Source organism: Enhygromyxa salina, from assembly GCF_000737335.2.
In the GTDB taxonomy this organism is placed as follows: Bacteria; Myxococcota_A; Polyangia; order Nannocystales; family Nannocystaceae; genus Plesiocystis; species Plesiocystis salina_C.
Map to the genome: position 1 here is coordinate 44,297 of NZ_JMCC02000034.1, position 25,055 is coordinate 69,351.

Annotated in this window: 25 protein-coding genes and 1 pseudogene; 11 read left to right on the plus strand and 15 right to left on the minus strand. The window is 67.3% G+C overall.

What is annotated here, in order from left to right:
* Nucleotides 1–8: 8 nt before the first annotated feature.
* The gene (locus tag DB30_RS14860) at nucleotides 9–458 is read right to left on the minus strand and encodes a carboxymuconolactone decarboxylase family protein (protein WP_052549321.1); all 450 of its coding nucleotides are present in this window, start codon (nucleotides 456–458) and stop codon (nucleotides 9–11) included.
* A 192-nt stretch (nucleotides 459–650) separates the two neighbouring features.
* Here DB30_RS14860 and DB30_RS14865 point away from each other — a divergent pair, with 192 nt between their 5' ends.
* Entirely contained in the window at nucleotides 651–977 is a 327-nt protein-coding gene (locus DB30_RS14865; RefSeq protein ID WP_052549323.1) for an alpha/beta hydrolase, read from the plus strand.
* 114 nt (nucleotides 978–1,091) lie between these two features.
* Here DB30_RS14865 and DB30_RS14870 read toward each other — a convergent pair whose 3' ends face one another.
* Nucleotides 1,092–2,459 carry a fibrinogen-like YCDxxxxGGGW domain-containing protein gene (locus tag DB30_RS14870; protein WP_146658954.1) on the minus strand — a complete coding sequence of 456 codons (1,368 nt, stop codon included), beginning with the start codon at nucleotides 2,457–2,459 and terminating at the stop codon, nucleotides 1,092–1,094.
* A gap of 48 nt (nucleotides 2,460–2,507) precedes the next feature.
* Nucleotides 2,508–4,034 (minus strand): serine/threonine-protein kinase, encoded by a 1,527-nt coding sequence (locus tag DB30_RS14875; protein ID WP_146658956.1) that lies wholly within the window; start codon nucleotides 4,032–4,034, stop codon nucleotides 2,508–2,510.
* A 95-nt stretch (nucleotides 4,035–4,129) separates the two neighbouring features.
* Here DB30_RS14875 and DB30_RS14880 point away from each other — a divergent pair, with 95 nt between their 5' ends.
* Nucleotides 4,130–6,529, plus strand: coding sequence for a DNRLRE domain-containing protein (locus DB30_RS14880; RefSeq protein WP_165703769.1), 2,400 nt, complete (start codon nucleotides 4,130–4,132; stop codon nucleotides 6,527–6,529).
* Nucleotides 6,530–6,544: 15 nt separating this feature from the next.
* On the opposite strand, the gene DB30_RS14885 is transcribed toward DB30_RS14880, so the two are convergent.
* Nucleotides 6,545–7,264 carry an RNA polymerase sigma factor gene (locus DB30_RS14885; RefSeq protein ID WP_146658960.1) on the minus strand — a complete coding sequence of 240 codons (720 nt, stop codon included), beginning with the start codon at nucleotides 7,262–7,264 and terminating at the stop codon, nucleotides 6,545–6,547.
* Nucleotides 7,265–7,443: 179 nt separating this feature from the next.
* Nucleotides 7,444–8,367, minus strand: coding sequence for a YHYH protein (locus DB30_RS14890; protein ID WP_205632984.1), 924 nt, complete (start codon nucleotides 8,365–8,367; stop codon nucleotides 7,444–7,446).
* A gap of 192 nt (nucleotides 8,368–8,559) precedes the next feature.
* On the opposite strand from DB30_RS14890, the gene DB30_RS14895 reads away from it, so the two are divergent.
* On the plus strand, nucleotides 8,560–9,516 hold the full coding sequence (locus tag DB30_RS14895; protein WP_052549335.1) for a hypothetical protein: 957 nt from the start codon (nucleotides 8,560–8,562) through the stop codon (nucleotides 9,514–9,516).
* Between the two features lie 32 nt (nucleotides 9,517–9,548).
* Here DB30_RS14895 and DB30_RS14900 read toward each other — a convergent pair whose 3' ends face one another.
* Nucleotides 9,549–9,875, minus strand: a complete 327-nt coding sequence (locus DB30_RS14900; protein WP_052549337.1) for a hypothetical protein — start codon at nucleotides 9,873–9,875, stop codon at nucleotides 9,549–9,551.
* 226 nt (nucleotides 9,876–10,101) lie between these two features.
* On the opposite strand from DB30_RS14900, the gene DB30_RS14905 reads away from it, so the two are divergent.
* Nucleotides 10,102–11,376 (plus strand): fascin domain-containing protein, encoded by a 1,275-nt coding sequence (locus DB30_RS14905; RefSeq protein WP_052549340.1) that lies wholly within the window; start codon nucleotides 10,102–10,104, stop codon nucleotides 11,374–11,376.
* 36 nt (nucleotides 11,377–11,412) lie between these two features.
* Here DB30_RS14905 and DB30_RS14910 read toward each other — a convergent pair whose 3' ends face one another.
* Nucleotides 11,413–12,291 (minus strand): LysR family transcriptional regulator, encoded by an 879-nt coding sequence (locus DB30_RS14910; protein WP_052549341.1) that lies wholly within the window; start codon nucleotides 12,289–12,291, stop codon nucleotides 11,413–11,415.
* A gap of 70 nt (nucleotides 12,292–12,361) precedes the next feature.
* Between DB30_RS14910 and DB30_RS14915 the strand changes: the two genes are divergently transcribed.
* Nucleotides 12,362–13,096, plus strand: coding sequence for a TSUP family transporter (locus DB30_RS14915; RefSeq protein WP_052549343.1), 735 nt, complete (start codon nucleotides 12,362–12,364; stop codon nucleotides 13,094–13,096).
* Between the two features lie 161 nt (nucleotides 13,097–13,257).
* On the plus strand, nucleotides 13,258–13,755 hold the full coding sequence (locus DB30_RS14920; RefSeq protein WP_052549345.1) for a hypothetical protein: 498 nt from the start codon (nucleotides 13,258–13,260) through the stop codon (nucleotides 13,753–13,755).
* 180 nt (nucleotides 13,756–13,935) lie between these two features.
* On the opposite strand, the gene DB30_RS14925 is transcribed toward DB30_RS14920, so the two are convergent.
* A complete protein-coding gene (locus DB30_RS14925; RefSeq protein ID WP_052549347.1) occupies nucleotides 13,936–14,760 on the minus strand; it encodes a hypothetical protein in 825 nt (274 codons plus the stop codon).
* A gap of 43 nt (nucleotides 14,761–14,803) precedes the next feature.
* Entirely contained in the window at nucleotides 14,804–15,973 is a 1,170-nt protein-coding gene (locus DB30_RS14930) for an RNA polymerase sigma factor (RefSeq protein WP_052549349.1), read from the minus strand.
* A gap of 84 nt (nucleotides 15,974–16,057) precedes the next feature.
* On the opposite strand from DB30_RS14930, the gene DB30_RS14935 reads away from it, so the two are divergent.
* Together DB30_RS14935 and DB30_RS14940 are read left to right on the plus strand one after the other, a co-directional pair.
* A complete protein-coding gene (locus DB30_RS14935) occupies nucleotides 16,058–17,203 on the plus strand; it encodes a hypothetical protein (protein WP_052549351.1) in 1,146 nt (381 codons plus the stop codon).
* Nucleotides 17,204–17,281: 78 nt separating this feature from the next.
* The gene (locus DB30_RS14940) at nucleotides 17,282–17,539 is read left to right on the plus strand and encodes a hypothetical protein (protein ID WP_052549353.1); all 258 of its coding nucleotides are present in this window, start codon (nucleotides 17,282–17,284) and stop codon (nucleotides 17,537–17,539) included.
* 261 nt (nucleotides 17,540–17,800) lie between these two features.
* Here the strand turns inward: DB30_RS14940 and DB30_RS14945 are convergent.
* A pseudogene (locus DB30_RS14945) lies at nucleotides 17,801–18,118 on the minus strand (peroxiredoxin family protein); the annotation flags it as partial.
* A gap of 175 nt (nucleotides 18,119–18,293) precedes the next feature.
* On the opposite strand from DB30_RS14945, the gene DB30_RS41440 reads away from it, so the two are divergent.
* Complete coding sequence (locus tag DB30_RS41440) at nucleotides 18,294–18,608, plus strand: hypothetical protein (protein WP_205632985.1); 315 nt, start codon at nucleotides 18,294–18,296, stop codon at nucleotides 18,606–18,608.
* Here the strand turns inward: DB30_RS41440 and DB30_RS42275 are convergent.
* The 3 genes from DB30_RS42275 to DB30_RS14960 all read right to left on the minus strand — a co-directional run bounded on the left by DB30_RS42275 (nucleotide 18,598) and on the right by DB30_RS14960 (nucleotide 22,197).
* Nucleotides 18,598–19,986: a DUF4215 domain-containing protein gene (locus tag DB30_RS42275; RefSeq protein ID WP_052549358.1), complete on the minus strand. Its 1,389-nt coding sequence runs from the start codon at nucleotides 19,984–19,986 to the stop codon at nucleotides 18,598–18,600. The two genes, DB30_RS41440 and DB30_RS42275, sit on opposite strands and share 11 nt — an antisense overlap.
* Before the next feature lie 140 nt (nucleotides 19,987–20,126).
* The gene (locus tag DB30_RS14955) at nucleotides 20,127–21,671 is read right to left on the minus strand and encodes a right-handed parallel beta-helix repeat-containing protein (RefSeq protein ID WP_165703765.1); all 1,545 of its coding nucleotides are present in this window, start codon (nucleotides 21,669–21,671) and stop codon (nucleotides 20,127–20,129) included.
* An 88-nt stretch (nucleotides 21,672–21,759) separates the two neighbouring features.
* On the minus strand, nucleotides 21,760–22,197 hold the full coding sequence (locus tag DB30_RS14960; protein WP_165703770.1) for a type II secretion system protein GspG: 438 nt from the start codon (nucleotides 22,195–22,197) through the stop codon (nucleotides 21,760–21,762).
* A gap of 215 nt (nucleotides 22,198–22,412) precedes the next feature.
* On the opposite strand from DB30_RS14960, the gene DB30_RS14965 reads away from it, so the two are divergent.
* Nucleotides 22,413–22,685 (plus strand): hypothetical protein, encoded by a 273-nt coding sequence (locus tag DB30_RS14965; protein WP_165703771.1) that lies wholly within the window; start codon nucleotides 22,413–22,415, stop codon nucleotides 22,683–22,685.
* A 147-nt stretch (nucleotides 22,686–22,832) separates the two neighbouring features.
* Entirely contained in the window at nucleotides 22,833–24,332 is a 1,500-nt protein-coding gene (locus DB30_RS14970; RefSeq protein WP_146658978.1) for an SGNH/GDSL hydrolase family protein, read from the plus strand.
* A 6-nt stretch (nucleotides 24,333–24,338) separates the two neighbouring features.
* Here DB30_RS14970 and DB30_RS14975 read toward each other — a convergent pair whose 3' ends face one another.
* Both DB30_RS14975 and DB30_RS14980 read right to left on the minus strand, forming a co-directional pair.
* Nucleotides 24,339–24,650, minus strand: coding sequence for a 4a-hydroxytetrahydrobiopterin dehydratase (locus tag DB30_RS14975; protein WP_052549368.1), 312 nt, complete (start codon nucleotides 24,648–24,650; stop codon nucleotides 24,339–24,341).
* Nucleotides 24,651–24,674: 24 nt separating this feature from the next.
* On the minus strand, nucleotides 24,675–25,031 hold the full coding sequence (locus DB30_RS14980) for a PilZ domain-containing protein (RefSeq protein WP_165703772.1): 357 nt from the start codon (nucleotides 25,029–25,031) through the stop codon (nucleotides 24,675–24,677).
* Nucleotides 25,032–25,055: the final 24 nt, after the last annotated feature.

Sequence of the window (25,055 nt, forward strand, 5' to 3'; positions counted from 1 at the left end):
GATCCCTACTAGATCGCGACCGGGTGGGCGGCGCGGAAGCCGACCTGAATCCGGTTCCAGGTGTTGATCGCCCCGACGGCCAGAGACAACCAAGCCCTTTCGTCCGCGGTGAAGGCCGCTTCGACGGCGGCCCAGTCCTCGTCGGGGGCGCCGGTCTCCGCGACAAGGGTCAGCGCCTCTGTCCAGGCTAGCGCCGCCCGCTCGCGGTCCAAGTAGAGCGAGCTCTCACGCCAGGCAGTCAGCATATGGAGCCGCAGCGCTTCCTCCCCATCCCGCAACGCCTCGGAGGTGTGCATGTGGATGCAGTAGGCGCAGCTATTGATCTGCGAGGCCCGCAGCTTCACCAGATGCAGCAGACTGGCCTCGAGCGGGCTGGCCTTCAACGCCGCTTCCAGTGCGAGAAGCGCCTTGAACCCGGCGTCGGCGCGTTCGAAGTAGTCGGTCATGCGAGGCGTCATTGTACGTTGTTCTCCTGTTTTGCTGTCACGCTGACTCGACCGCGCGGACCACCTGAATGTGACATCCAGAACAAGATTTTTTTCTGGTGCTGGTCGCGGCCAGTCTGGGCCGGCAGTCGTGCACGGCGTGCGTGCGCGCTGCCCTGAGCTGGACTTGGCAAGGACCCATGCGCGCGGTAGTCAAGCGCGGCTTTGGAGGCCCCGATCGCTACAGCGCTCACGCGTCCTCTCGCCCCGCTCACGCTCGCCGTCGCTGTCACGCTCGCGGCCGCGTGCAGTCGACCGCCGCCCCTTCAGACCGAGGGCTTCGCCGCCGAGCGCTCGCTGTATCTGAGCGTCGCGGACGAAGTGGACATCGTCGAGTCGCTGCGCCCGCTGGTCGCGGCCCTCGACGCCCACGCCCCGGATGACCTGACGTGGTGGTTCGAGCCCATGCCCGACGAGCACCACCACACGATCTACCACCCCGCCACGCTTCGAGCCTTGCGCCTGATCTTCGGTGACGATGGTCGCGAGTGAGCGTCGCTTGGACGGAAAAGGGCCCAGGAGCGTCGCTCCTGAGCCACACATGCGGTCGCGTACAAAGGCCCCCGAGGAGCGAAGCGACCGGACGCATCAGCAGCCCGTGGCTGCTTACAGCTCGCGCACCCAGATGTGCCAGGCGCCGTCGGCGACGCCCGAGGTGCCGCACTTCTTCGTGCTGTCGTCCTCGCCCCAGTCGGTCCCGTCGCCTTGGTTGCTGTCCATGCCGCGATCGTCGAAGTCGACGGTGAAGTCGCCCGTGTCGCTGCAGCTGTCCTCACCCTCGAGGTAGCCGCCGGCGTTCCACTGATCGTTGGCCATCAAGCTCGCGTTGTTGATGTTGTTCTTGCGCGCCGGGGTGGGTTGATCGTCGGCGAAGCCGTTGTTTTCGCTAAAGCAGCTGTCGGTGTCGGTGCCAGTGGTGATCTCGTCGTACCAGATGATGTCGTAGAACGAGAGGTCCACGGTCGGCGCGTCGCCGTCGGGGTCCGGCATGCAAGTGAAGCGGATGTCGCTGTTGCCACCGTCGATCAGCGGACGCATCCCGTCCCAGATACCTGGGTGTGGGGCCGCCGGGTTGATGGTCTGCAGATCGTCGTGATAGGCGATCGCTGCGTCGTCCATGGTCGTGGTGCGGGTCGACGCGACCATGGTCCAGCCACCGTTGTCGGTGGTCATGTCGCACAGCACCTGCTGTGGGTCGTTGCCACCGGGGCCGTCAGGATCGATCGCGTAGACGCCGTCGGCAGCGTTGGGATCAGCGGCGAGGATCGACTTGCACGACAGCGCGGATTCGGTGACGCAGTCCGAGTCGCAGCCATCGTCGTTGTCTAGGTTGCCGTCATCGCACTCTTCGACGCCGGCCTGGACGAAGCCGTCACCGCAGACCGCGGTCACGCAGATGCCGACGCAGTCGTCGGTGTCATCCATGTTGGCGTCGTCGCACTCCTCGACCATGTCCTGGACGAAGCCGTCACCGCAGGTCGCCGCCACGCACATGCCGACGCAGTCGTCGGTGTCTTCCATGTTGGCGTCGTCGCACTCCTCGACGCCAGCCTGGACGAAGCCGTCGCCACAGAACGCCACGGTGCACATGGAGGTGCACTCGTCGGTGTCGTCCATGTTGCCGTCGTCGCACTCCTCGTCCATGTCGACGTTGCCGTCGCCGCAGACCGGATCTGGGTCGCCGTCTCCGTCGCCGTCTCCGTCCCCGTCCCCGTCACCGTCGCCGTCCCCGTCTCCGTCGCCGTCTCCGTCCCCGTCTCCGTCTCCGTCTCCGTCGCCGTCTCCGTCTCCGTCGCCTGGGTCACCGTCGCCGTCGCCGTCCCCGTCTCCGTCCCCGTCGCCATCGCCGTCGCCGTCCCCGTCGCCGGTCTCGGCCGTGCCAGTGCCTTCTTCCGCCATTGGTACGTCGTCACTGCAGGCGAAGCTCGTCACGAGCGCGAGCCCACACAGGGCAGTCAATGTTGTTTTACGCATGCCGCATCGTACTCAACTCGGCTTGGGTCCACGACTGATCAAAATCGCTCAGTGGAAGACCGTGATCGAGAGCGTTGGCCGCAGCTCGGGGTCGTACCAGCGCGACCCTGCGATGAAGGGGGTGTCGTCACCCCGGGAGCCCACGGAGCGGAGCAAGAAGTCGAGGTGGTCGGCGCCGTCGATTGCGCTGTCTACGATCTTGGTCGCGTCTAGCTCGATCCTGGTTCCGCTCGGGATCAAGCCGTCCTTCGCCACGTAGCGGGCGGCGTCGTCGGCAGGGATCGCCCGGGCCTCGGTGTCGTCGAGGTCGATCAGCGAGGTGGCGCCTCCGTTCCACGGCTTGGCCGCGTAGCCGTCTGTGGCCTTCCAGTCGACGAGGAGCTGGTGGACCGCGAACGCCCCCCCCTCCGCGTACTGGTAGTTGCTGGGCAGGTGGAGGGTGAGGGTCGCGTGCGCGATCGGGGTGCCGCGCGCGAGCTGCCTCGGTCCATCACCAAACACATCGGAGAAGCGCAGCACCGCCTGGAACTCGCCGGCCTCGTAGCGTCCCGTTCGCATCAATACGCTGTCGGGATTTTGAGCCTCGCCGGGGCGCGAGCTAAACCAGTGATCGCGGGCGCCCTCGTAGTCGTGCAGGCCCTGACGAAACACGTAGACGCCTGGCTGGCTGGTCGACGCCGCGCGATCGAGCGGGACCGCGCTCAACGAGACGACTAATCCGGCGGCGACGGGGACCAGCGCGGCGGCCCAGCGACGCCGTCGCGTTCGACGCTGGACGCCAACCAAGGCGCGGCCCATCTCGGCGGCGTCGGCGTAGCGAGCCCAGGGGCTGACGGCGGTCGCACGACGGATGACACGGGCGAGATCAGGCCGGATCTGGTGGATCTGCTGGCTTTGTTCGCGCCCGCAGGTCATGTCGAGCAGCAAGACCCCGATCGCGTAGACATCCATGCGTGGGTTCAGCGGTGCCCCTGCCCAGACCTCGGGTGCGGCGTATCCGGGCGTGCACACGACGACGCGAGACTGGGTCACGGCCGGGTCCGTGCACTCGACGTCGCGGGCGAGGCCAAAATCCGTGACCTTCACCCGCCCGCCGGGCTCGACGAGGATGTTCGAGGGTTTGATGTCGCGGTGGACGATGCCGCGGGCATGGGCATGCGCGAGCGCGAGGCAGACCTGTCGCGCAACATCGACCGCTCGCTCGAAGGACAGGGGAATGAGCGCCGAGACAGGGACGCCCCGGACGAGCTCCATGATGATGTAGTGGACGCAGTCGATCTCCGCGGCCTCCTGCACCCGCACGATGTTGGGGTGGGTCAGGTCGGCCAGCATGCGACCCTCACGCGCGAGGCGCCGAGTCAGCTCCCCGTCCGAGGCCGTGAGCAGCTTGACCGCGACGTCGCGGTCGACGGATTCGTCGTGGCCGCGGTAGACCGTGCCCATCCCGCCGCGTCCGATCTCCTCGAGGATGCGCACCGAGCCGACGTACTCCGGCAGCAGCGGCCCGAACATGCAGGTCGGGCAGAGCGCGAGGTTCGACGGAAGCTGACCGGAGCAGCGGGAGCAAGTTTGCATGAGCCTTGGCGGTCGGACCCAGACACCCAGTGACACACGAGGGCCCTCGCAGATTATTTTTGGGTTGGCCACAACCTACGCTGGCCAACTCGGTTGTGTCCAATGTGCAACAATTCACCGGAAACTACCAACAAAAGCCCACCCCCTGGTTGGTCGCCCCGCTGTCGATCTTGGGTGCGCTGTTGCTGAGCGCGTGCGATCCCGAGCTCGCCAACGATGACAGCGACGCGAGCGAAGACGACCAGTTTCGGGTCGTGCAAGTCCCTCCCTCGCCCACGGGCTCCTGCCTCGCCGACGAGATCTACCTCGCGGACGATCTGTGCGTCCCCAAGCCCTTTACGATCGCGATCATCGGCGACACCCAGGAGCTCGTCGACACACAAGATCCTCACGCAGATGTGTTTCCTGCGATGACAGAATGGATCGTCAACAACGCCGAGGCGCGGAACATTCGCTTCGTCGCACATGTGGGCGACATCGTTCAGCACGGCGACAGCGCTCAGGAGTGGGCGTCGGCGACCGACTCGCTGTACCTGCTCGACGGCCTGCCGGAGCTCGCCTGGTCCGCCAACCTCGGCAACCATGACTACGACGACCTCGCGACCGGAGACGCGAGCTCGTTCCTCGCCAACTTGGGCCCGGACCACTTCGTCGATCGCCCGTGGTTTGGCGGGTCGGATCTGGGCTTCGTCGCCGCGGATCAGTCCGTCGGTGAGGGCCACAACAGCTACCAGTTCATCGACGTGTCGGGGCGTCGCTTCCTCCACTTGAACCTCGAGTTCCAGGGCGATGTCGAGTGGGCCCAGACGATCATCGATCGCTACCCAGGCGTGCCGACCATCGTCACGACCCACGAGCTCCTCAACGACCAGCGCCCGGGGACACATCCGCAGTCCTCGGCGACGACGGCGGAGATCGTCGATGGGTCCCGGCACCTGTGGGACAGCCTGATTCGATCGAATTCGCAGATTTTCATGACCTTCAACGGGCACTTTTGCTGCGAGCGCCAGCTCGTCCAGGTCAACGACGCTGGCGAGGAGGTGCTGCATGTGCAGGCCAACTACTCCGTCTCGTTCAAGGGCGAGATCGACGAGAACGACAGCTGGCTGCGCCTGGTCACCATCGACATCGCCGCCGGTAGCGTGCGGCTCTCGACCGTCGCCCCGCCGACCCCCTTCGACCCGAACACCCGCAGCAATCCGTTCCCAGGCGCGACCGACCTCGCCAGCGCCTACACCTGGCCGATCGACTTCGAGCGCCGCTTTGGCGAGATGCGGCGGTTTCAGACCGGCTACCGTGGCTACGCCGGCACCCACGACACCTGGTTCAGCCCGCGCGCGTTCGAAGGTGAGCAGCTCGGTCGGCCGCAGGATCCCTATGTCCGAACCGGTCGCTGGAACGCCGACGGCGAGGACATCAACCAGCAGGCGCTGCTGCGCTTCGACGAGATCATTGGCGACGGGCCCGACCAGCTCGACAGCGCCACGCAGGTCACCGCCGCGAGCTTGAACTTGCTCCCGCCAAAGGACATCCAATGGTCGGACGGCGAAGCGAACGCCGTGTACCCGATGCTGGTCGCGTGGGCCGAGAACACCGCCTCCTACGGCGCGGCCGCGTGGGCCGGGGGTGCGACGCCGTCGATCGACACGGACAACCTCGAGGCCGGTCAGGATCCGGTCAGCGACAGTCGGCTATTCACGGATGGACTCGGGCTGATCCCCTCGGGTACCCAGATCGCCTACAACGTCGTCCCGATCGTGCAGACCTGGGTCGACGGCGCGAACAACTATGGGTTCTTGCTCCAATCCCTCGGTCTCGCCGAAGGCAACGCCCTGTTCATGGCCAGCTCGGACTACACACCTGGCGATCCGGCCGGCGCGCCCGTGCTGCGTGTCGCCTCGACCCGGGCGTTCAACCTGCGCACCTTCAGGCAGGGCCAGCTCAACGAAGGCCACGTCTACCAGTCGGCGCGCGACACCTATATCTCGCCCGGGCAGGGAGATCTGTCCGAGTTCCACCAGCTGCGCGTGATCGACTACGCCGGCGCCAACCAACAGACCCTCGTTCGCTTCGACGACCTCATCGGCGCGGCCGCCTGGCAGATCCCGGCGGACGCCAAGGTGCGCTTCGCAGCGCTCGTGCTCACGGCCGACGGCGATCTCTGGTCCGGAACCGGGGCCGTCCATCGGGCCCACCGGATGCAGGTTGACTGGGACGACAGCGGGACCTGGGATGGCACGTGGGGCGGCGTTGGGGTCAGCGTCGCTGGCGGTGACGCGGCCGCGACCCCCGACGACGCGTCCGATCGCTTCTTGGCCGACGCGAGCCCGGGGGTGTTCGACGTGACGTCGAGTGTTCGCAAGTGGATCGACGGCGAGCCCAACTACGGGTGGGTGATCCTGCAGGAAACCATGGGCGACAACCGGTGGTACATGGGCTCGAGCGAGAGCCCCGTCGAGGCCGTCCGACCGGCGCTCTACGTTCAGTTCGAGTGATGTTGCCGATAGCGATCAGCGCATGAGGTCCATCAGCTCGAGGGCCTCGTCGGTGATCATCGGCCCGCCGACCACCGTGTCCGCGACCTCGGCCAGCACGAGCTGGCGATAGCGGACGCGGGCCCGGTGCGCAAACGACTTCAGCTGCGAGAGGCTCATGTCGTGGGCGAGCGCGATCTCCTCGTAGGACCCAGCGGCTTGCAGCCCAAACAACGCACGAAGCAGCGCGGACGGCCCCGCGCGCTGCCCGTGTTTGTACTCGGCCTCGAGCGTGTCGAGGCAGCGCGAGAGCAGCTTGCCCGCCCACGCGCGATCGTACGCTTCGTCTGGATCGTGGGGCGCCGTCGACAGCTCGGCCTCGGCCGCCTCGAGCGACGTACGATCCAAGCGCCCGCCCCGGCGCTGACTGTTCTGGCGTTCCCAGCGGTGCGCCAGGTGGTTGCGCAGACACACCCGCAAGTATGTCCGCAGGCGACCGCGATCGGGATGGACACGCTGCAGCACGTCGCGCTCGAGCATCGCCGCGATGAAGTCCTGGACCGCGTCGGCGGCCGCTTCGGTGTCCAGACCCTGGCGCCGGCAAAACAAATAGAGGGGCCGCCAATATTCGGTCAGCAGCTCGCCCAGCAGGATCCGCCGCTGCTCGGCGTCCGCTCGCGCTCCGAGGATCGAGCTCCAGCGCGTGGTTGGATAGCGCACGTGTGGTGTAGTCGCGGGCGGGTCGGCACGGTTCACAGCGCTGGCCGATCACACACAGACGACCTGCATTTGGCACGGGGTGATCGAAGCATGAGTTTGACGAGCGCCCTGCACTCCAGGCTCGTTACGTACCTGTAGATCGGGGCGCCGTCGAGCACTTCGCATGCAAGCGGGTGAGGAGCCCTCGCCCGAGCTGAAGTCAGATCGCCAAGACCTCAGGGCATCCCGCCCGGCATCCCGCCAGCGTTCATCGTTGGCGTGCCAGCGTAGCAGCCAAGGATATACGGGAAGCCCTCGGTCGCGTGGTAGTGGTAGTCGCCCGCCGGGCCGACGTGGCCGTTGCAGGGATCGAGCACGCTGGGATCGGCGCTGGCCTCGTAGGTGTAGTTGTCCCACGCGTTGGTCGTGGGGTCGCCGGTCTGCACCCAGCCCGACTGGTACTCGACGACGTCGCTGCAGTCGGCGTCGACGCAGCCGACCGCGCCGTAGATCGGGAAGCCGTCGAAGCCATAGCCAACCACCGGCGAGGGCTCGTCGGGGCCGACCGCGGCGGTCAGGCACGCGACCAGCAGCGCGTGGTGGTGGTAGTCCTCGGTCGGGCCGGTGTGGCCCCCACACATGTCGACGATCATGTTGTAGACGGGGTCGCCAAACGGGTCCGGGAACGGGCCCTCGTTGGGACCGTAAAACGGCAGCCCGTTGACGGCCGTGCCGACTGGTCCAAGCAGCGGAACCTCGGTGGTCTGGGCCGCGAGGGTGGGAAACTGCGGGAAGTGCCACGCCCAGTCCTGCTCACCGAGGGGGTTGGGGGTCAGCTCGACAAACTCGAAGGCGGGGATGCCGTTGGACTCGACGATGACCTCGTCGCCCTCGCAGTGGACCGCGAGGGTCGGGTCCGGGTAGGCGGCGTTGGCTGGGTGGGCGCTGACGGGGGGGAAGTTCTCGTCTGGGCAGTCGTCGGTGGGGTCTGGGGGGTCGGTGGGGTCCGTCGGGTCCGTCGTGTCCGTCGGATCCGTCGTGTCCGTCGGATCCGTCGTGTCCGTCGGATCCGTCGTGTCCGTGTCGGTGTCGGACTCCGAGCCCGCGTCAGCGACGTCGGTGCCGTCGCCATCGGGTGAGCAAGCGGTGAGAGGGAGCAAGCACAAGGTAGGAACAAGCAGGAAATTCGTGCGCACGAAGCCGCCGCACAGCAAGCCACGTACCAGCGTCGATCTCGAGGTCCAGGCTGGCTGGCAATCGAATTTTCGGTTGCGCGCCGAGGGGGCGTGCGGGTCCTGCAGTCAGGTGCTGCCAAGTCTGCACGGTTCGGTCGGGGCCACGCCGGTCCGCTCATGAGTCACGAGGACCGGGTTTGGGCCAACTGGCACGATGTTGGTCATGAGCTGGTCCGCGACAGTGGCACGGGTCCTGCTTCGGGGCGCGGCGTGGTCTGCTCGCTGCGCCCTCTCGTGTTACTGCTCTCGTGCTCGATGTCGCTCGTCTGGGGCTGTGGGGTCGATGACGAACCCGCCGGGCAGATCACCGACGAGGCGGGCGAGGACACCGGGGAGCCCGCGTCATCGCTCGCGCCGGCCTCGGTCCGCTGGGTGCTCGAGTGGGAGCGTGCGCTGGAACCCGGGTGGAGCAGCGTCAATGATCGCGGGTATACGATCACCGTCGAGGCTGGCTGGATCGGCAACTGGGGCGCGACGCTGATCCCCTGCACCGAGGACGACGAGCAGGCCGCCGACGCGCGACAGCCCGAGACGAGCGAGCTGGGCTTGGCCTCACCTTGGCTGCCCGCGCGGGGCCACTCGAGCGGCGTCGACGATCTCTCGGCGGAGGTGTTTGATCTCGTCGAGTCCCTGACCGATCCAAGTGGGCCGCCCCGTGCCGCCCTCGAGCTCGAAGGCACCCGCTACTGCGGCGCCCACTACCTGCTCGCGCCGATCAGCGAGTTCAGCGAGGGGGTCGAGCAGGCCGCCACCGCGCTCGAGCAGCTCGCGCCCGAGCTCGAGCTCGAGGGCGCGAGCGCGCTGATCCTCGGCACGTGGACCCACACCTCGGGCGCGGCCGGGTCGTTTGTGTTCCGCGCTGATCAGGCCTACGGCAAGATCCTCGAGCTCGAGATCGACGCCGAGGTCGGCCAGCTCGACGGCGTGGGCGTCGACCTGCACGTGCGCCGGCCGCCCGACGGCATGTTCGACGGCGTCGACTTCGAGCTCGACCCGGCCGACGAGGCGGCCTGGACCGTGCTTGGCAACCTCGCACGCGGGACCCGCGTCGAAGCGCGCGCGAGTGAGCTCTGAAGCTCTGCGAGCGAGTCGCCCCGGTCTCGCCTCTATTCGCAGAACCCCTCGTCAGCCTTCCCACTGCAGCTCACCTGCGCGACGCCGTTGGGATTCATCGGTAGGCTGAAGCTACAGCTGTCGACCGAGGCGACCTCCATGCGGCCGTTCGTGCGCCTATAGCCGTAGTCGCAGGCGGTCTCGCAGCCGATCGTTTCGCGGCTGAGCAGTCCGTAGTCGGTCACGATTTCGTCGAGCTGTTCGGGGGTGAGCGACTCGTCGATCGTGAACGGCTCTGGCGTTGGGCAGTTCGTGCTCGCGCATGCCGTTGGCAGGATCGATGCGAGCACGATGGCGAACAGCGTGCGACGGGCAGCCATGCGGAGATCATACGCCCATGCGAGAAGACCGGACTGAGAGTGCCCACCACCTGGTCCGCGTCCATGCCCACCTCCTCGACAAACCGCGCGAGTGTCGGAAGCTCGGGGCCGACTGACGAGACAGTCCAGAGCAGTCAGCCTCGACAGTCGATGGGCCGTACTCGGGCCCTGGTGGCCTCTGAGCGGCAATTCATGGTTGGCACGCGTCGTGCTCTAGCAGCCCGTCATGATCACCAATCGAAGCGCACTGTGTACCGTCGCCACCGCCGTCACCTTGTTGACCGCGAGCCAAGCTCGAGCTGCCGTGGAGTCGCAAGAGGTCCTGACCCCGACCGACACCGTGTTGCTTGGCGGCATGCCCTACACCAGCTCGACCGACGGCGAGTACCTGTTTAGCGGCGAGGTCTACCAGGGCGCTCCGGTCTACGTGCACGCGACCTCGGGATGGTCGCTCTACCGCCGCGCCAACGGCAAATGGCACCTCGACTTCGACGACATCTCGGAGGACTGGGCGGGGACTGTCGCCTACACCACCGACAGCGCCCAGACTCCCTGGGACGCGACCTGGAGCGGTGCGAACCAAGTAGCGACCCGCGTCGCTGGTGTCTACATGGAGATCCAGCATGGCATGAGTGGGACCTACCTGTTCGAGGGGACGACCCACGACGGCATGCCGGTCTATACCCGCGGCGACAAGTTCATCTACTACCGAAGCGCGAACGACAGGTGGTACGTCTACGATCAGCTCGGGTCATCCACAGCCTGGTTCATCTCGGACGCGGGCTGCTCGTCCCCCGGCGGGTGCGGTGGCTTCAGCACCAACGACTATGAGGTGGTGATCACCAGTGACGTCGAGCTCGAGCTCGAGATCGCGCATGGCATGGCCGGGACCTTCACCTTCGACGGCACGGTCAGCGACGACGAGCCGGTCTACCAGCGGGCCGACAAGTTCATCTACAACCGCGACGCCAACGACCGCTGGTACATCTACGACGTGCTGGCTTCGACCACGGCATGGTTCAGGTCCGACGCGGGCTGCGACAGCGCCTGGAACTGCGACGGCTACTCGACCGCGCAGTACGACATCTCGCTGCTCCACGGCGGCATCGTGTCGAGCACCTCGGTCGCGCTCGAGACCAAATTCGGGACCTACGTCAAGGTCAACAACGCCGGTGACACCTTCTCGGCCGACACCACGAGCACCGGGACCAAGAAGACCTTCGAGCTCATCGAGCTCAGCACCGGCTACACGCTGCTGCGCGCCCACAACGGCAATTTCGTGTGTGAGAGCGGCGACGCCCTCGAGGCGACCCGCAACCAACCCGACGAGGACTGCTACTTCACGGCGTTCTATATCGACGACAAGGTCGCGTTCATGGCTCCCTCCGGTGAGTACATCGACGCCAACGGAACCAAGAACGTCCTCTTCACGGACATCGACGTCCGCGCCAATCAGACCAGCATCGGCGGGCACGAGAAGTTCACGCTCGTGAACATGTAGACTGGTTCATTGAGCGCAGCGAGCTGTTCGGCCCCCTCACTCCACGTGGCCGCGAGCCCGACGCGGTCGCCGAGGCGGCCGCCCCCGGCGTGACAGCAGCAGCTGACGCAAGGCCGCCGCCGCCGGAGGCAGACGCTCGACCCCGAGGTGGACCAGCTCGAGCGGTCGGGGGATCGGCGTGAGCTCGGTCGCGACTTGGACGAGCGTGCCTTCGGCGAGATCACGAACCACGGCGTGGCGACTGACCAGCGCGAGGCCAATGCCCGCGCGGACGTTGCCCTTGACCGTGGCGATTGACCCGAGCTCCATGACGATGTCGGCGTCTGGCACCGCGGCGTCGAGCAGCGCGCGACTGGTCGTGCCTCGGCGGAACGCGACGAAGGGGGCGCGGGCGATCGTGGCCGGCTCGCCAAGCTCGAAGTCCGGCGCGGCCACGATGATCAGCTCGTCGACAAACCACGGCTCACCGTCGGCCCCGCTGACGATCGCAATGTCGATCTCCCCCGCATGGAGGGCGTCGAGCGACTCGTGGGTGTTGGTCTCACGCAGCAGGAATCGTATGTCCGGGTGGGCGCGGCGATAGACGGCGAGGATCTCCGGAAGCAGATAGGTGCACGCGGTCGCCCCGGCGCCAACCCGAACCTCGCCGGCCCGCAGCCCCTCGACCTCGGCAACTGCCCGCTCGCCGGCTTCGAGGGCTGCGATCGCAGCGAGGGCGTGGGGCAGGAGCGCCTCACCAGCGGCGGTCAGCGAGGCCCCGCTGCGGCCACGATGCAGCAACCGCGCGCCCATGTGGCGCTCGAGCCGACGGATCGCCGCGCTCAACGCCGGCTGCGTGAGGTGGGCCCGGCCCGCAGCCCGCGTGAAGTTACCCAGCTCGGCGATCAACACAAAATGACGCAGCTCCTCAATCATAAACAAAAGTTATCATAGACCGGATAATTATCGATTGGCCCCCGACCCAGGGCAGCGCCATGGTCAGTCCGTGGCCGTTCCGTTCACCCTCGCGTTGCTGGTCGCGGCCCTTCTGGGGGTCGGCGCCGGGCTGATCACGACCGTCGCGGGCTTCGGCGGTGGGATCGTGCTCGCGCTCTCGCTCGCCCCGGTCCTCGGACCCGCGGCGGCGCTGGTGGTGGCCGCGCCGGCCCTGGCCGTCGGCCACATCCACCGCGCGCGGGTCTATCGTGAACACATCGACGCCCGGGTCGCACGTCGCTTCGCGCTGGGAGCAGCCCCTGGCGCGGTCGCGGGGGGCCTGGTCGCAGCGAGCGTGCCCGAGTCGGTCCTCGGCGTCGGTTTGCTGGCCGCCGCTGGCTTGGCTGTGTTGCAAGCGCTCGGGCTGATCCCGAGTGACCTTGGCCGTCGGGCCGTGATCCCAGGCGCGGCCGCGGTCGGATTCCTGGCCGCGTCGTGCGGAGGCGGCGGGGTCATGCTGCCACCCACGTTAATGTCGGCCGGGCTCGAAGGCCGGCGCTTCGTGGCGACCGCAGCGACCGGGGCGTTGGTCGTGCAATCGGTGCGGATCGCCACCTATGGCGCGCTCGGGCTGATGGAGCTTGGCCAGGTCCCGCTGATGGTCGCCGCAGGGTTCGGCCTGATCGGCGGCAACGCGCTGGGCCGACGACACGCCCGCGGACTCGATGACGCCCGCACGGCGCGGTGGACCCGGGCAACGCTCGCGCTGGCGATCACGCTTGGTGTGGTCAATGCGCTGGTCTAGCTCTAGCAGCAAGCTCGAGATCCCCAGAGCGGCGATCGGCCGGCAAGGCCCCACAGCGTCGGTGGTCCGCTACCTTTTGGCGTGTTACTCCCACGTGGGTCATGGCAGAAAAAGCCACTGTTGACTCTCTCGTAGATCGAGCGCTGCGCTCCGGCGATATCGTGGCGGTCCGTCGTCTCTACGATCGGGTCAAGTTCGCGGAGTCCAAGCTCGACGATCCCACGCCGGTCTTCGCCGTGGTCGGGGCGAGGATGCACGAGATCCTTCACCTGCTCTTTCACCCCACGGACATCGAGCTCCAGGGTTGTATGATCAGCATGATCCGGCGGGTGGGGATGGACGCGGCCGCGATCGATCGGCTGCTCTCGCAGCAGGCATCGTGGCGGCCAATGGGTGAGAATCGCTTCGCCGAGGCCCTCGCCAAGGCCGAGGAGCTGACCAAGGTCGTCGAGGATGGACTGCTAGAGCTCTTGGAGTGCGGGACTTCAGCCAGCAGTCCGGGCTGGGTCGTCGCGCCCAGCTTGGGCCGCTCGCGCCGGCAGAGCACGGCCGATGCGCTGCGCCGCGCCGAGGCCCGGGGGAACCCGCGAGCTGGGGATTCCGCCAGCATGATCGAGAAGAGGTTGTCCGCGGCTGAAGGTGCGGTGCCCGTGCCGTGAGGTGCCGGTTGGTGCCCCGGTCCCCCTCGGGCCCCGCACCGTGGATTTCCTCGCGTTCGGATCGTCCGGGTTCGTGGGCGCGAGCACCAGCGCGGGCCTGGCCCACATCCCAATCCAGTGAGCTCACGGCCAATCCAGTGAGCTCACGGCCAATCCAGTGAGCTCACGGCCGGCCCTGGATCAGCCGTCGAGCACGAGCAAGCCCTTCACGCCGAGGGACTCGTGGTCGAGACACATACTTTGCGGGTAGTAGCGGGCCTCTTCGACCAGGACCTGGTAGCCGCCGACCGTCCCTAGGTTGCCCTGCAGGATCGTGGTGATCTCGCCCCCGAGCGTGAGCTCGAGCGCCTGAGGCTCGACGGGCCCGCACGGCGCCTCTTCGTAGGTCGGGCAGCCAAGGGACACTTGCCGGATCTCGAACGGCTCGAAGCTGAAGTCGGGGAAGACGAACGGATCTGGTGCGGGCTCGACAGCATCGATCCCCGCGAGCACGAGCGTGTCGTCAATGCGGAGGGTGAAGAAGCGATAGGGATCTCCGGGGAGCTCACTCGAGGCCTTGACCCAGTGGAGTTCGACCTGCGTCATCAACTCCGCGGTGACTTCGATAGATTCGCTCGCGCCCACGACCAAGGTGATCTCGCTTGGCACGGGATCCTCATTTTGGCTCACGCAGCCCGTGAGCGTGAGCGTGTGGATGTCTTGTTCGAGGTCCGCCCCCATGAGGGTGCAGCTCGCGTTCCAGGCCGCCTCGACCTCGTTGGGTTCGACGTAGAAGTCGACTGTCACGTCGGCTTGGGCATCGCAAGCGGCAGGGTCGCCATCGCCATCGCCGTCGCCATCGCCATCGCCATCGCCATCGCCGTCACCGTCGCCGTCACCGTCACCGTCACCGTCACCCTCCCCCTCAGTGGAGTCCTCACCAACATCGAGGAGCTCGGGATCCGCGACGCACGCGCCGACGACGAGAGGGAGACCCGAGACCGCGAGACAAAAGATCCTGTTCATGATCCTTGGTGTCCGCCCACCGACGCTTTCGTGATCGCGGCGCTCACCAACATGCCGCTTCGATGTTGCGGTTGGCGTGCGCGCGGTTCCACTCGTCGGCGAGGGCCTCTGCCTCGGCTCCACGCTCGAGCAGACACAGAGCCCCGACCTCGGTGACCGCGCGCTCCCACGCCAGCTCGCCGCGCGCGTCGAGGCGTCGGACCAGCGCCAGCGCCTGCCTTGGCCGTCCTTCGAGCATCGCGCTGCGGGCTGCCTCGAACACCTCCGCCTCCGAGCGCGCCGCCGTGTTGCCGGCCGACCCTTGCGCGCCTCGGTCGTCGGGCTTCGCGTCCAAGGCCGGCGGCAACTCGACGCGGCTCGGCTCGTCCTGCACCTGCGTTGGCTTGGCTGGGGCCTCGTCCTTCACCGGAGCCGCCACGGTTGCTGGCTGCCTCGCTTGGGAGTCAGGATCGGGCGCATCGGCCACGCTGGACGGGCCCGGATCCGTTGCGCTCGAGGACAGCTGCCACGCGAGCGCGACCCCGGCGAGACACAGGCCGGCCACCAGGCCCCACCCCCAAGCACCCATACCCAAGCTGGCCGCCGCGCCCGACTCGACAGGCCCGAGGGCGGCGAGGATCAACGCGCGGTTGCGCATTCGCTCCTCGGACGGTGCCACGGGTGGATCGCTGCGGAGCTGATCACACAGCGCCGGTACGGGCCCGCGCTGCTCGAAGCGCTGCTCGAACGCCTTTCGTGCCGCGCGCAGGCGCGAGTGGACCGTGTTGTTGTTGAGCCCGAGGGCCGCGGCGATCTCCCGGCCGCGCATGCCCTCGAGCTCCGCGAGCACGAACACTTCGCGCTTGCCAGCGTCGAGCTCGACGAGAAACTCGGCGAGCAAGCGGATCGCCAGACCCCGCTGCGCGCCCAGCTCAGTACCCGAGCGCGTCGCGGGCTCGAGCGCGCTGCAAACCTCCGAGAGCGCGAGGTGTTTACGCTCGGCCCGCTGCCTCCCGCGCCGGTGGTTGCGAGAAACGTTGACCAGGATCGAGAACAGCCACGTTGACGCCTTCGAGCGCTGCTCGAATTCGTCACGGCGACGATAGGCGACCAGGAAGGTCTCCTGAACCACGTCGTCGAGGCTCGCCGGGCGCACACCGAGGCGTAGCGCGCTGCGCCACACGAAGTCATAGTGCCGACGATAGAGGCGATCGAAGCTGGGAGCGCGGGCCATGGACGAGTGGACAGTTCTTTGTGTCCGGATGCGCGTGTTCACGTCGAGCTTGCCACAATCACAGCGTCCCAGCACACTGCGCCCGTGGTCCGAGCCGCGCTACTGCTGGGCTCCGTCTTGCACTTCGTGGGCCCGGAGCCGGGCACGGACATCGTCTGGGACGCCCCGCTCGCCTGCCCGGGCCCCGATGAATTCGAGGCGCTGCTGGCCTACTACCTCGGCGGAGATCCCCACGACGCCCTGCAGGAGCGACAGCTCGAGCTCAGGGCGAGCGCATATCCGGACGCGACGGGGTTCGGCTGGGCCGTCGAGCTTCAAGTCGAGAGCCGCAGCGAGACCGTCGATCTTCAACCCGTGCGCCACGAGGTCCAAGCTACCGACTGCCGGACCCTCGCCGCCCAGGCGGCGGCGCTGGCGGCGACCACGATCGATCCCTTCTCTTACCTGCGAACGACGGGGCCGCTGCCGGCCCCGCCGTCCCCGCTTCCTGCGATCTTGCCGAGACCTCAACCGGCTCGGCCCACGACGCCCGTCGTCCAGTACCCCCGCGCCACCAGCCACCGCGCCACGAGGCGCCCGCTTCCGTCGGACTCACCGGCACCCTCGCCGACCCCGTCCCCCACTCCACCCTCGCCAACCCTAGCTTCGTCGTCACCCTCGCCGACCCCGTCCCCCGCCCCGCCCCCACCTCCGCTCGCGCCCCCCATCCAACTGCGTGGCTTCGTCTCGGCTTCGGCGAGCCTCGGGCTCAACCTAATCGGCGTCGCCACGCCCGGCATCCACGCGCAGCTCGGCGTCGAGCGTGGCCTGCTGCGCGTGTCGGGCCACGGCGGAGTCGAGCTCGCCGGGCGCTTTCGATCGCCGACAGACCCCAGCGTGGGCGCGTCGCTACGGGCGTGGGAGCTGGGTCTGCGCGCGTGCGCAGCTCCCCGCTTCGACCGGCTCGGGCTGCGGGCGTGCGCGGCCGGGGCGGGCGGCCAGATCCGGGCCGAAGGTGTCGGCGTGCAGCAAGCCAAGATCGCCCGTCAACCCTGGGCATGGCTGGCCCCGGAGCTTGGCCTCGCGTGGCACTTCAGCGAGGACGTGGCGGTGTTCGCCGACATCGGCCTCAGCGTCGCTCTCAGGCGGCCGCAGTTCTACGTCGAGCGCCCGGATACCTCGTTCACGCTCCCCCTCGTGGCCGGGCGGGGCCGCCTCGGGCTCGAGCTTCGCTTTCCCCGCGCGCGCTGACCAGCCTCGAGCTCGTCGATACCATCGAAGAGGCTCTTCGTCGCTATCAGCGCTTGATTTGGGGCTAGAATCGGGGACATGCGCGTGTCGCCCGAATTCCTGGTTGCTCTTCTCATGCTCTCGCCCGGGCTGCTGGCCTGCGACGACGACAAGGCCAAGAACGACGCTGGTGATCGCAAGAGCGTGATCGAAGGCGGAAAGGCCGAGTCCGAACCCGGCAAGCAGCTCGAGCGCGCCAAGCAAGAGATCGACGCGACCGAGAAGCAGATGCAAGATCGGGCCGACGAGAACTTCGAGAAGTCTGGCGGCGAAAAGGTCGAGCGCGGTCTGCCCTGACTAGTGCCCGCGCACCCCCTAAGTTCGTTCCGGGTTAGGTGCGGAGCTGAGGCCCCGTCTGCTCGCCAAAGATGACGATCTCGCCAATCTGGCACCCACGGCTCGACGCCGATCCGGCACATCGCTGGCTGCGACAATGCGTTCGAGAGGCATGCGCGGACCAGCGGGGTGACCGCGCGAGTCAGACGGATCTACCGAAGCGACGCAAGCGATGAGCGCCAACGCCGGGCTGGTTGCCTGGTTGCCGGGTTGCCTGGCTGGCTATTGGGCGGCGTCGATCGCCGCGAGGATCTCGTCGGGTGGCGGGCGCTCCTTGTAGGTCTCCAAGAACGCGCGCCAGGCAATCTTGCCGCTGCGATCAATCACATACACAGCGGGCCACGAGACCTCGTTGGCGGGATCGTCAATCCCAAATCCCTTGACGATCTCGCGGTTTGGATCGGACAGCACCGGGAAGCCAAGCTCGAGCTTGGCCGCCAGCTCCTGCGAGGACTCGAGCGGGTCCACGCTGATCGCGATCAGCTCCGCGCCGTGCTCGCTGAATTTGCCGAGGTTCTCTTGCAGCTCCCCGAGCTGCTTGCGGCAGTAGGGTCACCAGTGACCGCGGTAGAACACCAGCGCGGTAACGGTCTCACCGCGGCTCCAGTCACCGCGGGTCGACGCGACGTTCTGCAGCGCAGGGGCCATGCTGCCAACCGTCAGCGCTGTAGTCGAGATGGCCTCGGGGGGTGAGTCCCGTCGCGCCTCCGGAGGCATGGACACCTTCTTCTTCTCGGGAGCTGGCGCGGGTGCTGCCTCGGCGCTTGCCGAGCTGGGTGCTGACTCGGCGCTTGCCGAGTTGTCGGCCGCCGGGGCCGGTTGGTCCTTGCTGGATTTGCATCCCGTGGCACCGGCCACGACTACGGCGCAAATGAGCAAACGTGCGCTCGTTGTGAACATGGGTCTGGATAGAGCAGCGCCAATCGCGATGCAAGCCGATGATCACGTGAGTGGCGCCAGCGCGAATGCGTCTGAGTGTAACATTGGCAGCGTGGGCACGTTGCCCACGCTGGTCCTCGCTACCAATTAATCGTGACCGCGCCCTGCCCTGCCTGCGCGCCGGCCATGTTGGCCTGGTTGTCGCCCGCGTTGTACGAGCCGCCGCCACCACCGCCCGCGCGACAGCTCGAGCCTTCGCCCGCGCCACCGCCCGAGTACCCGCCACCGCCACCGCAGCCGCACACGGCTCCGCCACCGCCGCCAAATCCGCCCTGGCCGCCGGGGCCAAACGACTGGCCGCCGGCACCACCCGCGAAGGTGGGCGGTCCGTCGCCGCCGGTCGCGGGGCTGTTGAAGGTCGAGTCCATGCCATCGCTCTTCCAACCAGCCCCGCCAGCGCCGACCCCCGAGGGCGCGCTGCCAGACCCACCGTTGCCGTTCTGGCCACCCACGGCGCTCTGGTTGCCGTTGCCGTTGGTGCCGTTGATCCCCACGACGCCGTCAAGACCCTCACGACACGCGTTGCCCCAGTTGGTGTTGCCACCGCCACCGCCACCTGCGGCGATCATCGGCTCCGCGTCATCGTCGACGCGCCAGACAAACGAACCACCACCGCCGCCGCCCGAAGCCTGGCCGCCGCCGCAGCTGTTGGTGTCACCGCGCTCGCCCACGACGACGCCCAAGGTCTCACCGGGGGTCACCATGAAGTCGCCGCTCATCATTGCGCCAAGGCCACCGTCGGTGCTGCCGCCTTGGGCACCCGCGGCCTCGATGTTGATCGAGACGACGCAAGCGGGGACCTCGAACATCTGGACCTCCCCCGTGGCGCCGAATGCCATCATGCCGGGATTGACGGGCATCGGTTCGTTGGCGCAGCCCATGACCATGTCGCAGCTGTCGGCCGTGCACTCATTGCCATCGTCACAGCTGGCAGAGACGTCGTTGTTGACGCAAAACGAGTTCTCGCACAGATCTTCGGTGCACGCATTGTCATCGGCACAGTCCGCGTCGACGACGCAATCGCCCGCGGCGCACATGTTGTTGCATCGGTCATCGTCGACGTCGTTTCCGTCGTCGCACATCTCGACGCCCGCGTGCACGATGCCATCGCCACAGACCGCGAGGGTGCAAGCGTTGGTGCACTCGTCTGAATCCGTGGGGTTGCCGTCGTCGCACTCCTCGTCGCCTTCGACGATCCCATCACCGCACGTCGTGCCTGGGTCGCCGTCGCCGTCGCCGTCTCCGTCGCCGTCTCCGTCTCCGTCGCCGTCTCCCGGGTCACCGTCGCCGTCTCCATCTCCGTCTCCATCTCCGTCTCCATCGCGGTCGCCGTCGCCGTCGCCAGTCTCTGACAGATTGAAGGTGGTCGTCTCGGTCGAACCGTCATCGGTGCAACCGATCAGAATGACCAGCGAGGCCAGAGACGCGGCCAGAGACGAGGCGAGTCGGTGCTTGAACGTAGAATTCACCCGCCGAGCCTGCCAAGCCCCCCCGGCCGCGCAACAGCGCCAGACGCCCCAACATGTGGACCGATGACAAGATCACTCGCGTTTCCACGCGGTCCGCCCGCAGGGTCGGGGCTCAACTCGCTCTGCGATGTGCCCGTCGCTCACATGCAGTCGTCCGCACCCGGCGTGGTCGGGTCGCCGCGCAGCTGCGCGTCGAAGTCGTCGCTGACCGCGGGGCTCAACGCGGCCGTACCGGCGACCGAGCAATCGACCAGGTGCAGGTCGCCCGCGTCGCCGTCGACGAACCAGCTACCCTCGGCGTCCGTCACGTTGTCGGACAGATCCGCGGTCGCCCCATCACGCGCCCGAATCATCCGGTTGGTCAGGTTGCCGTGCATGGTCAGGTTGGAGGTGACACCCCAGCGATACTCGATCCCGCTGGCGTAGCTGTTGGGGTGGCTCATGTACACGCTGTTGTGGGCGACGACGGTGTCGATCCCGCGCTCGATGCTGATCCCAACGTCGTGCTGGCCGCTGCCCGCGTGCTCCGAGAACACCATGTTGTTGATCACCTGCGAGCCATGGACCTCGGCGTTGAACCCGATTGAGATCCCGCGGGCACAATTGACAATGCGGTTGCGGGCGATGACGTGGCCCGTGCCCGCGACGCTGTCCCACATGTGGATGGCGTGCTCGGCGAGCCCGCCGTTGTAGGTCATGTTGTCGCGGAATTCGGGGTGCTGGCCGTGCGCGGGGCGCTGGACGCCCTCGGCGTCACAATAGATGCCCTCGAAGTAGCTGTCGCGGACCACCCAATTGGTCGAATCATGGGTATCGATGCCGCCCGTGTAGCACTTGGTCTGGCCGTTCTGCGAGCCGTAGCCCCACACGTTGTCGCGCCCTTGTGGCGTCATGACAAAGCTCGAGCACGAGACCTCGACGTTGTCGATTGATCCGTTGCCCGTGCTGGCTTTGATGAACTGCTGACCACCATCGATCAAGTGCACGTTGTGAATGATGACATCATCGCCGTTGGTCCACAGATGGATCAGGTGAAAGATCGAGCGCTGCACTGTGATGTCGGCGATCACCACTCCGGGTGCATCAATCGTGAGCAGCGCGCTCTGGCCCCCGTGGCTGCCGTAGGCCGAGTCGAGGACGACCGCCGAGGGATCACCGCTGACCGAGCGCAACGTGATGTTCGGGGTTGTCACGTAGACGCCCGTGTACTGCCCCTCCCCTGCGACCGGGAATGTGTAGGTCCCGTCCTCGAGCAAGATCGTGTCGCCTTCGCTCGCGCCGGACACGACCTGGCGCAGCGTGGTCGACATGTTGCCGACCATCACCATGCCCGGCGCGCCCGGGGACACGACGATCTCGGCCCCGTTTCGCGGCGGGAGCTGGGTGTCTTCGCAGACGTCGGGTCCGTCGCCGTCGCCGTCTCCCGTGTCGCCGTCACCATCTCCTGGGTCGCCGTCGCCATCGCCGTCGCCGTCTCCAGACGTGTCGCCCATCGTCTCGTCTGTGCTGGTGTCTGCGCTGTCCGTCGTGGGACCCGAGCTGGTTGGCCCAGCGTCAGCGCTGGTTTCGGAGGTCGCGTCCGACCCGGTGTCATCAGCTCCGGCGCAGGCCAGACACGCGGCCATGCAGATCGGCAAGATCAGGGTGGTACGACGGGGCCTGTGGGGCAGCGGCGAGTTAGCCATCTGCGGACACTACCCGTGAACTTGCTGCGGGGACAGTGCTTCAGCCCAAGTCACGGGTGTTCAGTGCCCGCTCGTGAGTGGATCGCCGTCATCCGTCCTCGGGCAGCTCACCGAGGTCCTCGTCCCAAGAGTTGACGTCGTCGGGCGTCGCCAACTCTTGGTCGTTGCCGGGTGACGAGATGTCGATCTCGCCGTGCTTGCCCGGGCAGGTGAACACATACTCGGACCCCCACGGGTCCTTGAAGATCTTCTTGATGATCCCGGCGTCGACGAGGTCCTGCGAGGTCTTGGGGCACGCGCTGCGCTGCAGCCGATACATCGCGATGCTCTCGTCCAAAGCTGCGATGTCCTTGGCGGCCGTCTTGTACTTTGCCCGGGTCAGCGCGTTGAAGGAGACGACCGCGACGCCGCCCATGATCAAACCAATGATCGCAAGCACGACGAGGATCTCGATCAAGGTCATGCCCCGGGTGCCCCGGGCTGCGATCGCGAGCGAGGGATGATGCGTGGATTGTGGCGTTGGCATTGGCGGCCGCGTCAATGCAAATGAAGGGCCGAGCCGTGAGGGCCCCAGCGGCCAACCACGGGCCCCGTCGCGCGACTTCGATCGTCGGCCTGGCAATTTCGGGCGGCTTCGATCGTCGGCCTGGCAACTTCGGGCGGCTTCGATCCACCGCTCGACGAGGCGATCTGGATCGCCACCAAGCCCAAGTCGCGATCTACGGGTACAATCGGCCCGCCGTGAAGTCCCGAACACCATGGCTGCTCGCCCTGACCGGCGCGCTAGCTTGCGCGCCGCGGGCCAGCGTCGAGCAGTGCGAGCAGATGGTCGAACACCTGATCGAGCTGTCCCGCAGCGCGCACGTCGGTCGCGCGGCCGAGATCGCCGGCACAGCCGCCGAAGCGCACCGCGCGAGCTTGCGCGACCGCTGCATCGACGACGGCACCGAGCGCGAGGTCGCGTGCGTGCTCGAGGCGACCTCGCTCGACGCCATCCAACACTGCCGGCCGTGACCGGGCCTCGTCGCAATCCGGGCGCAGCGCGATCCTTCGAGCGGTCTGGGTCGCGGTCTGGGGCCGCCCGCCAGACCGACCGATACGTGTCGACGCCACAACACCTGGGCATGGCATCCGGGCGCAGGTCGTCCTATCGTGAAGTCCGTGCGCGCTCGTGCCTGCTGGTTGCTGATCGCTACGGGTTGCGTCGCCCCCGCCCAGGGACGGGCTCCTGGCGCCGAGTCGACCTCGTTCGAGACGGGCGACGACACCACGGACGCCACGACCGACGCGCTGCCCGACTTGCCAGACGCCGAGACCGGCGATGGCGATGGCGATGGTGACGGCGACCCGGGCGATGGCGATGGCGATGGCGACGGCGACCCAGGCGACGGCGACCCCTACGGCCCGCCGCTCTACCCCGACGACCGCGTGCACTCTCCGATCAACGCGTTCGTGCGCGACAACCTCGCGTCGATCCGCAGCCTCGCCCCCGCCGCCCCCGCCGACGTGTTCATGAAGGTCGGGGCATCGAGCACGGTCAGCCCGAGCACGCTGTATTGCTTCGCCGACGGCGTCGTCGATCTCGACATCCACGAAGACGCGCTCGGCTCGACCCTGGATTTTTTCTTGCTCGGAGAAGCCGGCAACACGACCCCCTTCGATCGTGACACGCTCGCGGCGATGTCGGGCAAGGGCGCGGGCTGGGCGATCGAGGGCATGCCCGCGCCGATCGAGCAAGAGCGCGCCGCGATCCACCCCAAAGGCCCCAGCCTCGCGTTGGTCCACTACGGCACCAACGACATGCAGCTTGGCATCACCTACGCCTCGGCGATGCCAGGCTACTTCGCCAACATGAGCGACCTGCTGGATCTGCTGATCGACGCGGGGGTCGTCCCGATCGTGTTTGGCATCTCGCGACGCCTGGACTCCGAGCCCGCGGATCTGTGGGTTCAGACCTACAACGCGGTGTCGCGCGGCCTGGCCCAGGCCCGCTCGATCCCCTTCATTGACCTGCGCCTGGCGACAGAGCCGCTGCCCAACCACGGGATCTCGGGCGACGGCCTGCACCTCGAGGGCTTCAGCGATGGCGTGTGCCTGTTCAGCCCCGAGGGCCTGACCCACGGCTACAACATGCGCAACCTGATCGCGCTGCAGGGCCTGGATCGAACCCACCGATCGCTGCTGGCGGCGGACCCAGACCCAGACCCAGACCCAGACCCAGACATCGACGAGCCCGCGCTGTTCTTGCAGGGCCTCGGCGACATCGACTCGCCCCTCGAGATCCCCGGCCTGCCCTTCGCCGACACCAACAGCACGATCGGCGCGCCCAGCCTGATGCTCGACGTGTACGCGGGCTGCGGCGCGCTCGCCGACGAGTCTGGCCCCGAGAACATCTATCAGCTCGAGCTGGCCCAGACCACGCCGATCCGCGCGATGGTCCTGGATCGCGCCGGCGTCGACATCGACATCCACGTGCTCGACGACACCGCGAGCGAAGCAGGCTGCATCGCCCGCGCGGATCGCCTGCTCGAGCTCACCCTCGACCCCGGCACCTACTATTTTTCACTCGACACCTACGTGAATGGTCAGGCGATCGAGCAAAGCGGCGAGTACACCTTCGTGGTGCTCGCCTGCGAGGTTGGCGACGTCGACTGTCTGTGAGGGCGGCTAGTGGCTAGTCTGGAAGGCGTGAAACCGGGCGTCCATGGCCTTGGCCAGCTCGAAGCACAGCGCCGACACCCCGCCAAGGTCGTGCGACCACAGCTCGACCTCGACGCGATTGTAGACGTTGGTCCAATTCGGATGGTGGCACAGGCGCTCGGCGTCGAACCCTGCGGCGGTCATGAACGCGATCGCGGTTGGGAAGTCGGCGAAGCAATAGCGCTTGCGCAGCCGCTCATCGAGGGTCCAGCCGTCGAGGTCTGCGAGCGCCGCAGCGCTGGCTGCTGGATCGAGTAGGTGATTTTCTGGTCGCGACATGTCGACGTTCTTGGCGTGACGGTATCAGTTGCGGCGTCGCCCCGCTCCCTGTCGCCGCGCCGCGATATAGCCGCGCACTCGCGTTCGCGTGCCCAGGTCCATCGGGTGCAGCTTCAGCCCCCAGATGTGGTTCTGGCCGTCGCCTAGGGGGTGGCTGTGAACGACCATCGCCTCGACATCTGTCCACGCCGCCTCGCTGCTGCCCAGCTTGAAGCGGACCTGGACCGGACAGGTCGGAGCTGGGGCAGCGGCCAACACCGCCAGCCCGGTTCGCGACACATCCAGGGTCTGACACGCGACGGTGCGATCGCCTAGATCAACGACACCCACCGACCGCAACTCGACCCGAACCTCACGACGCCTATCATCCTCGTTGCTCATGTGTCCGAGCATACTGGCGGAGCA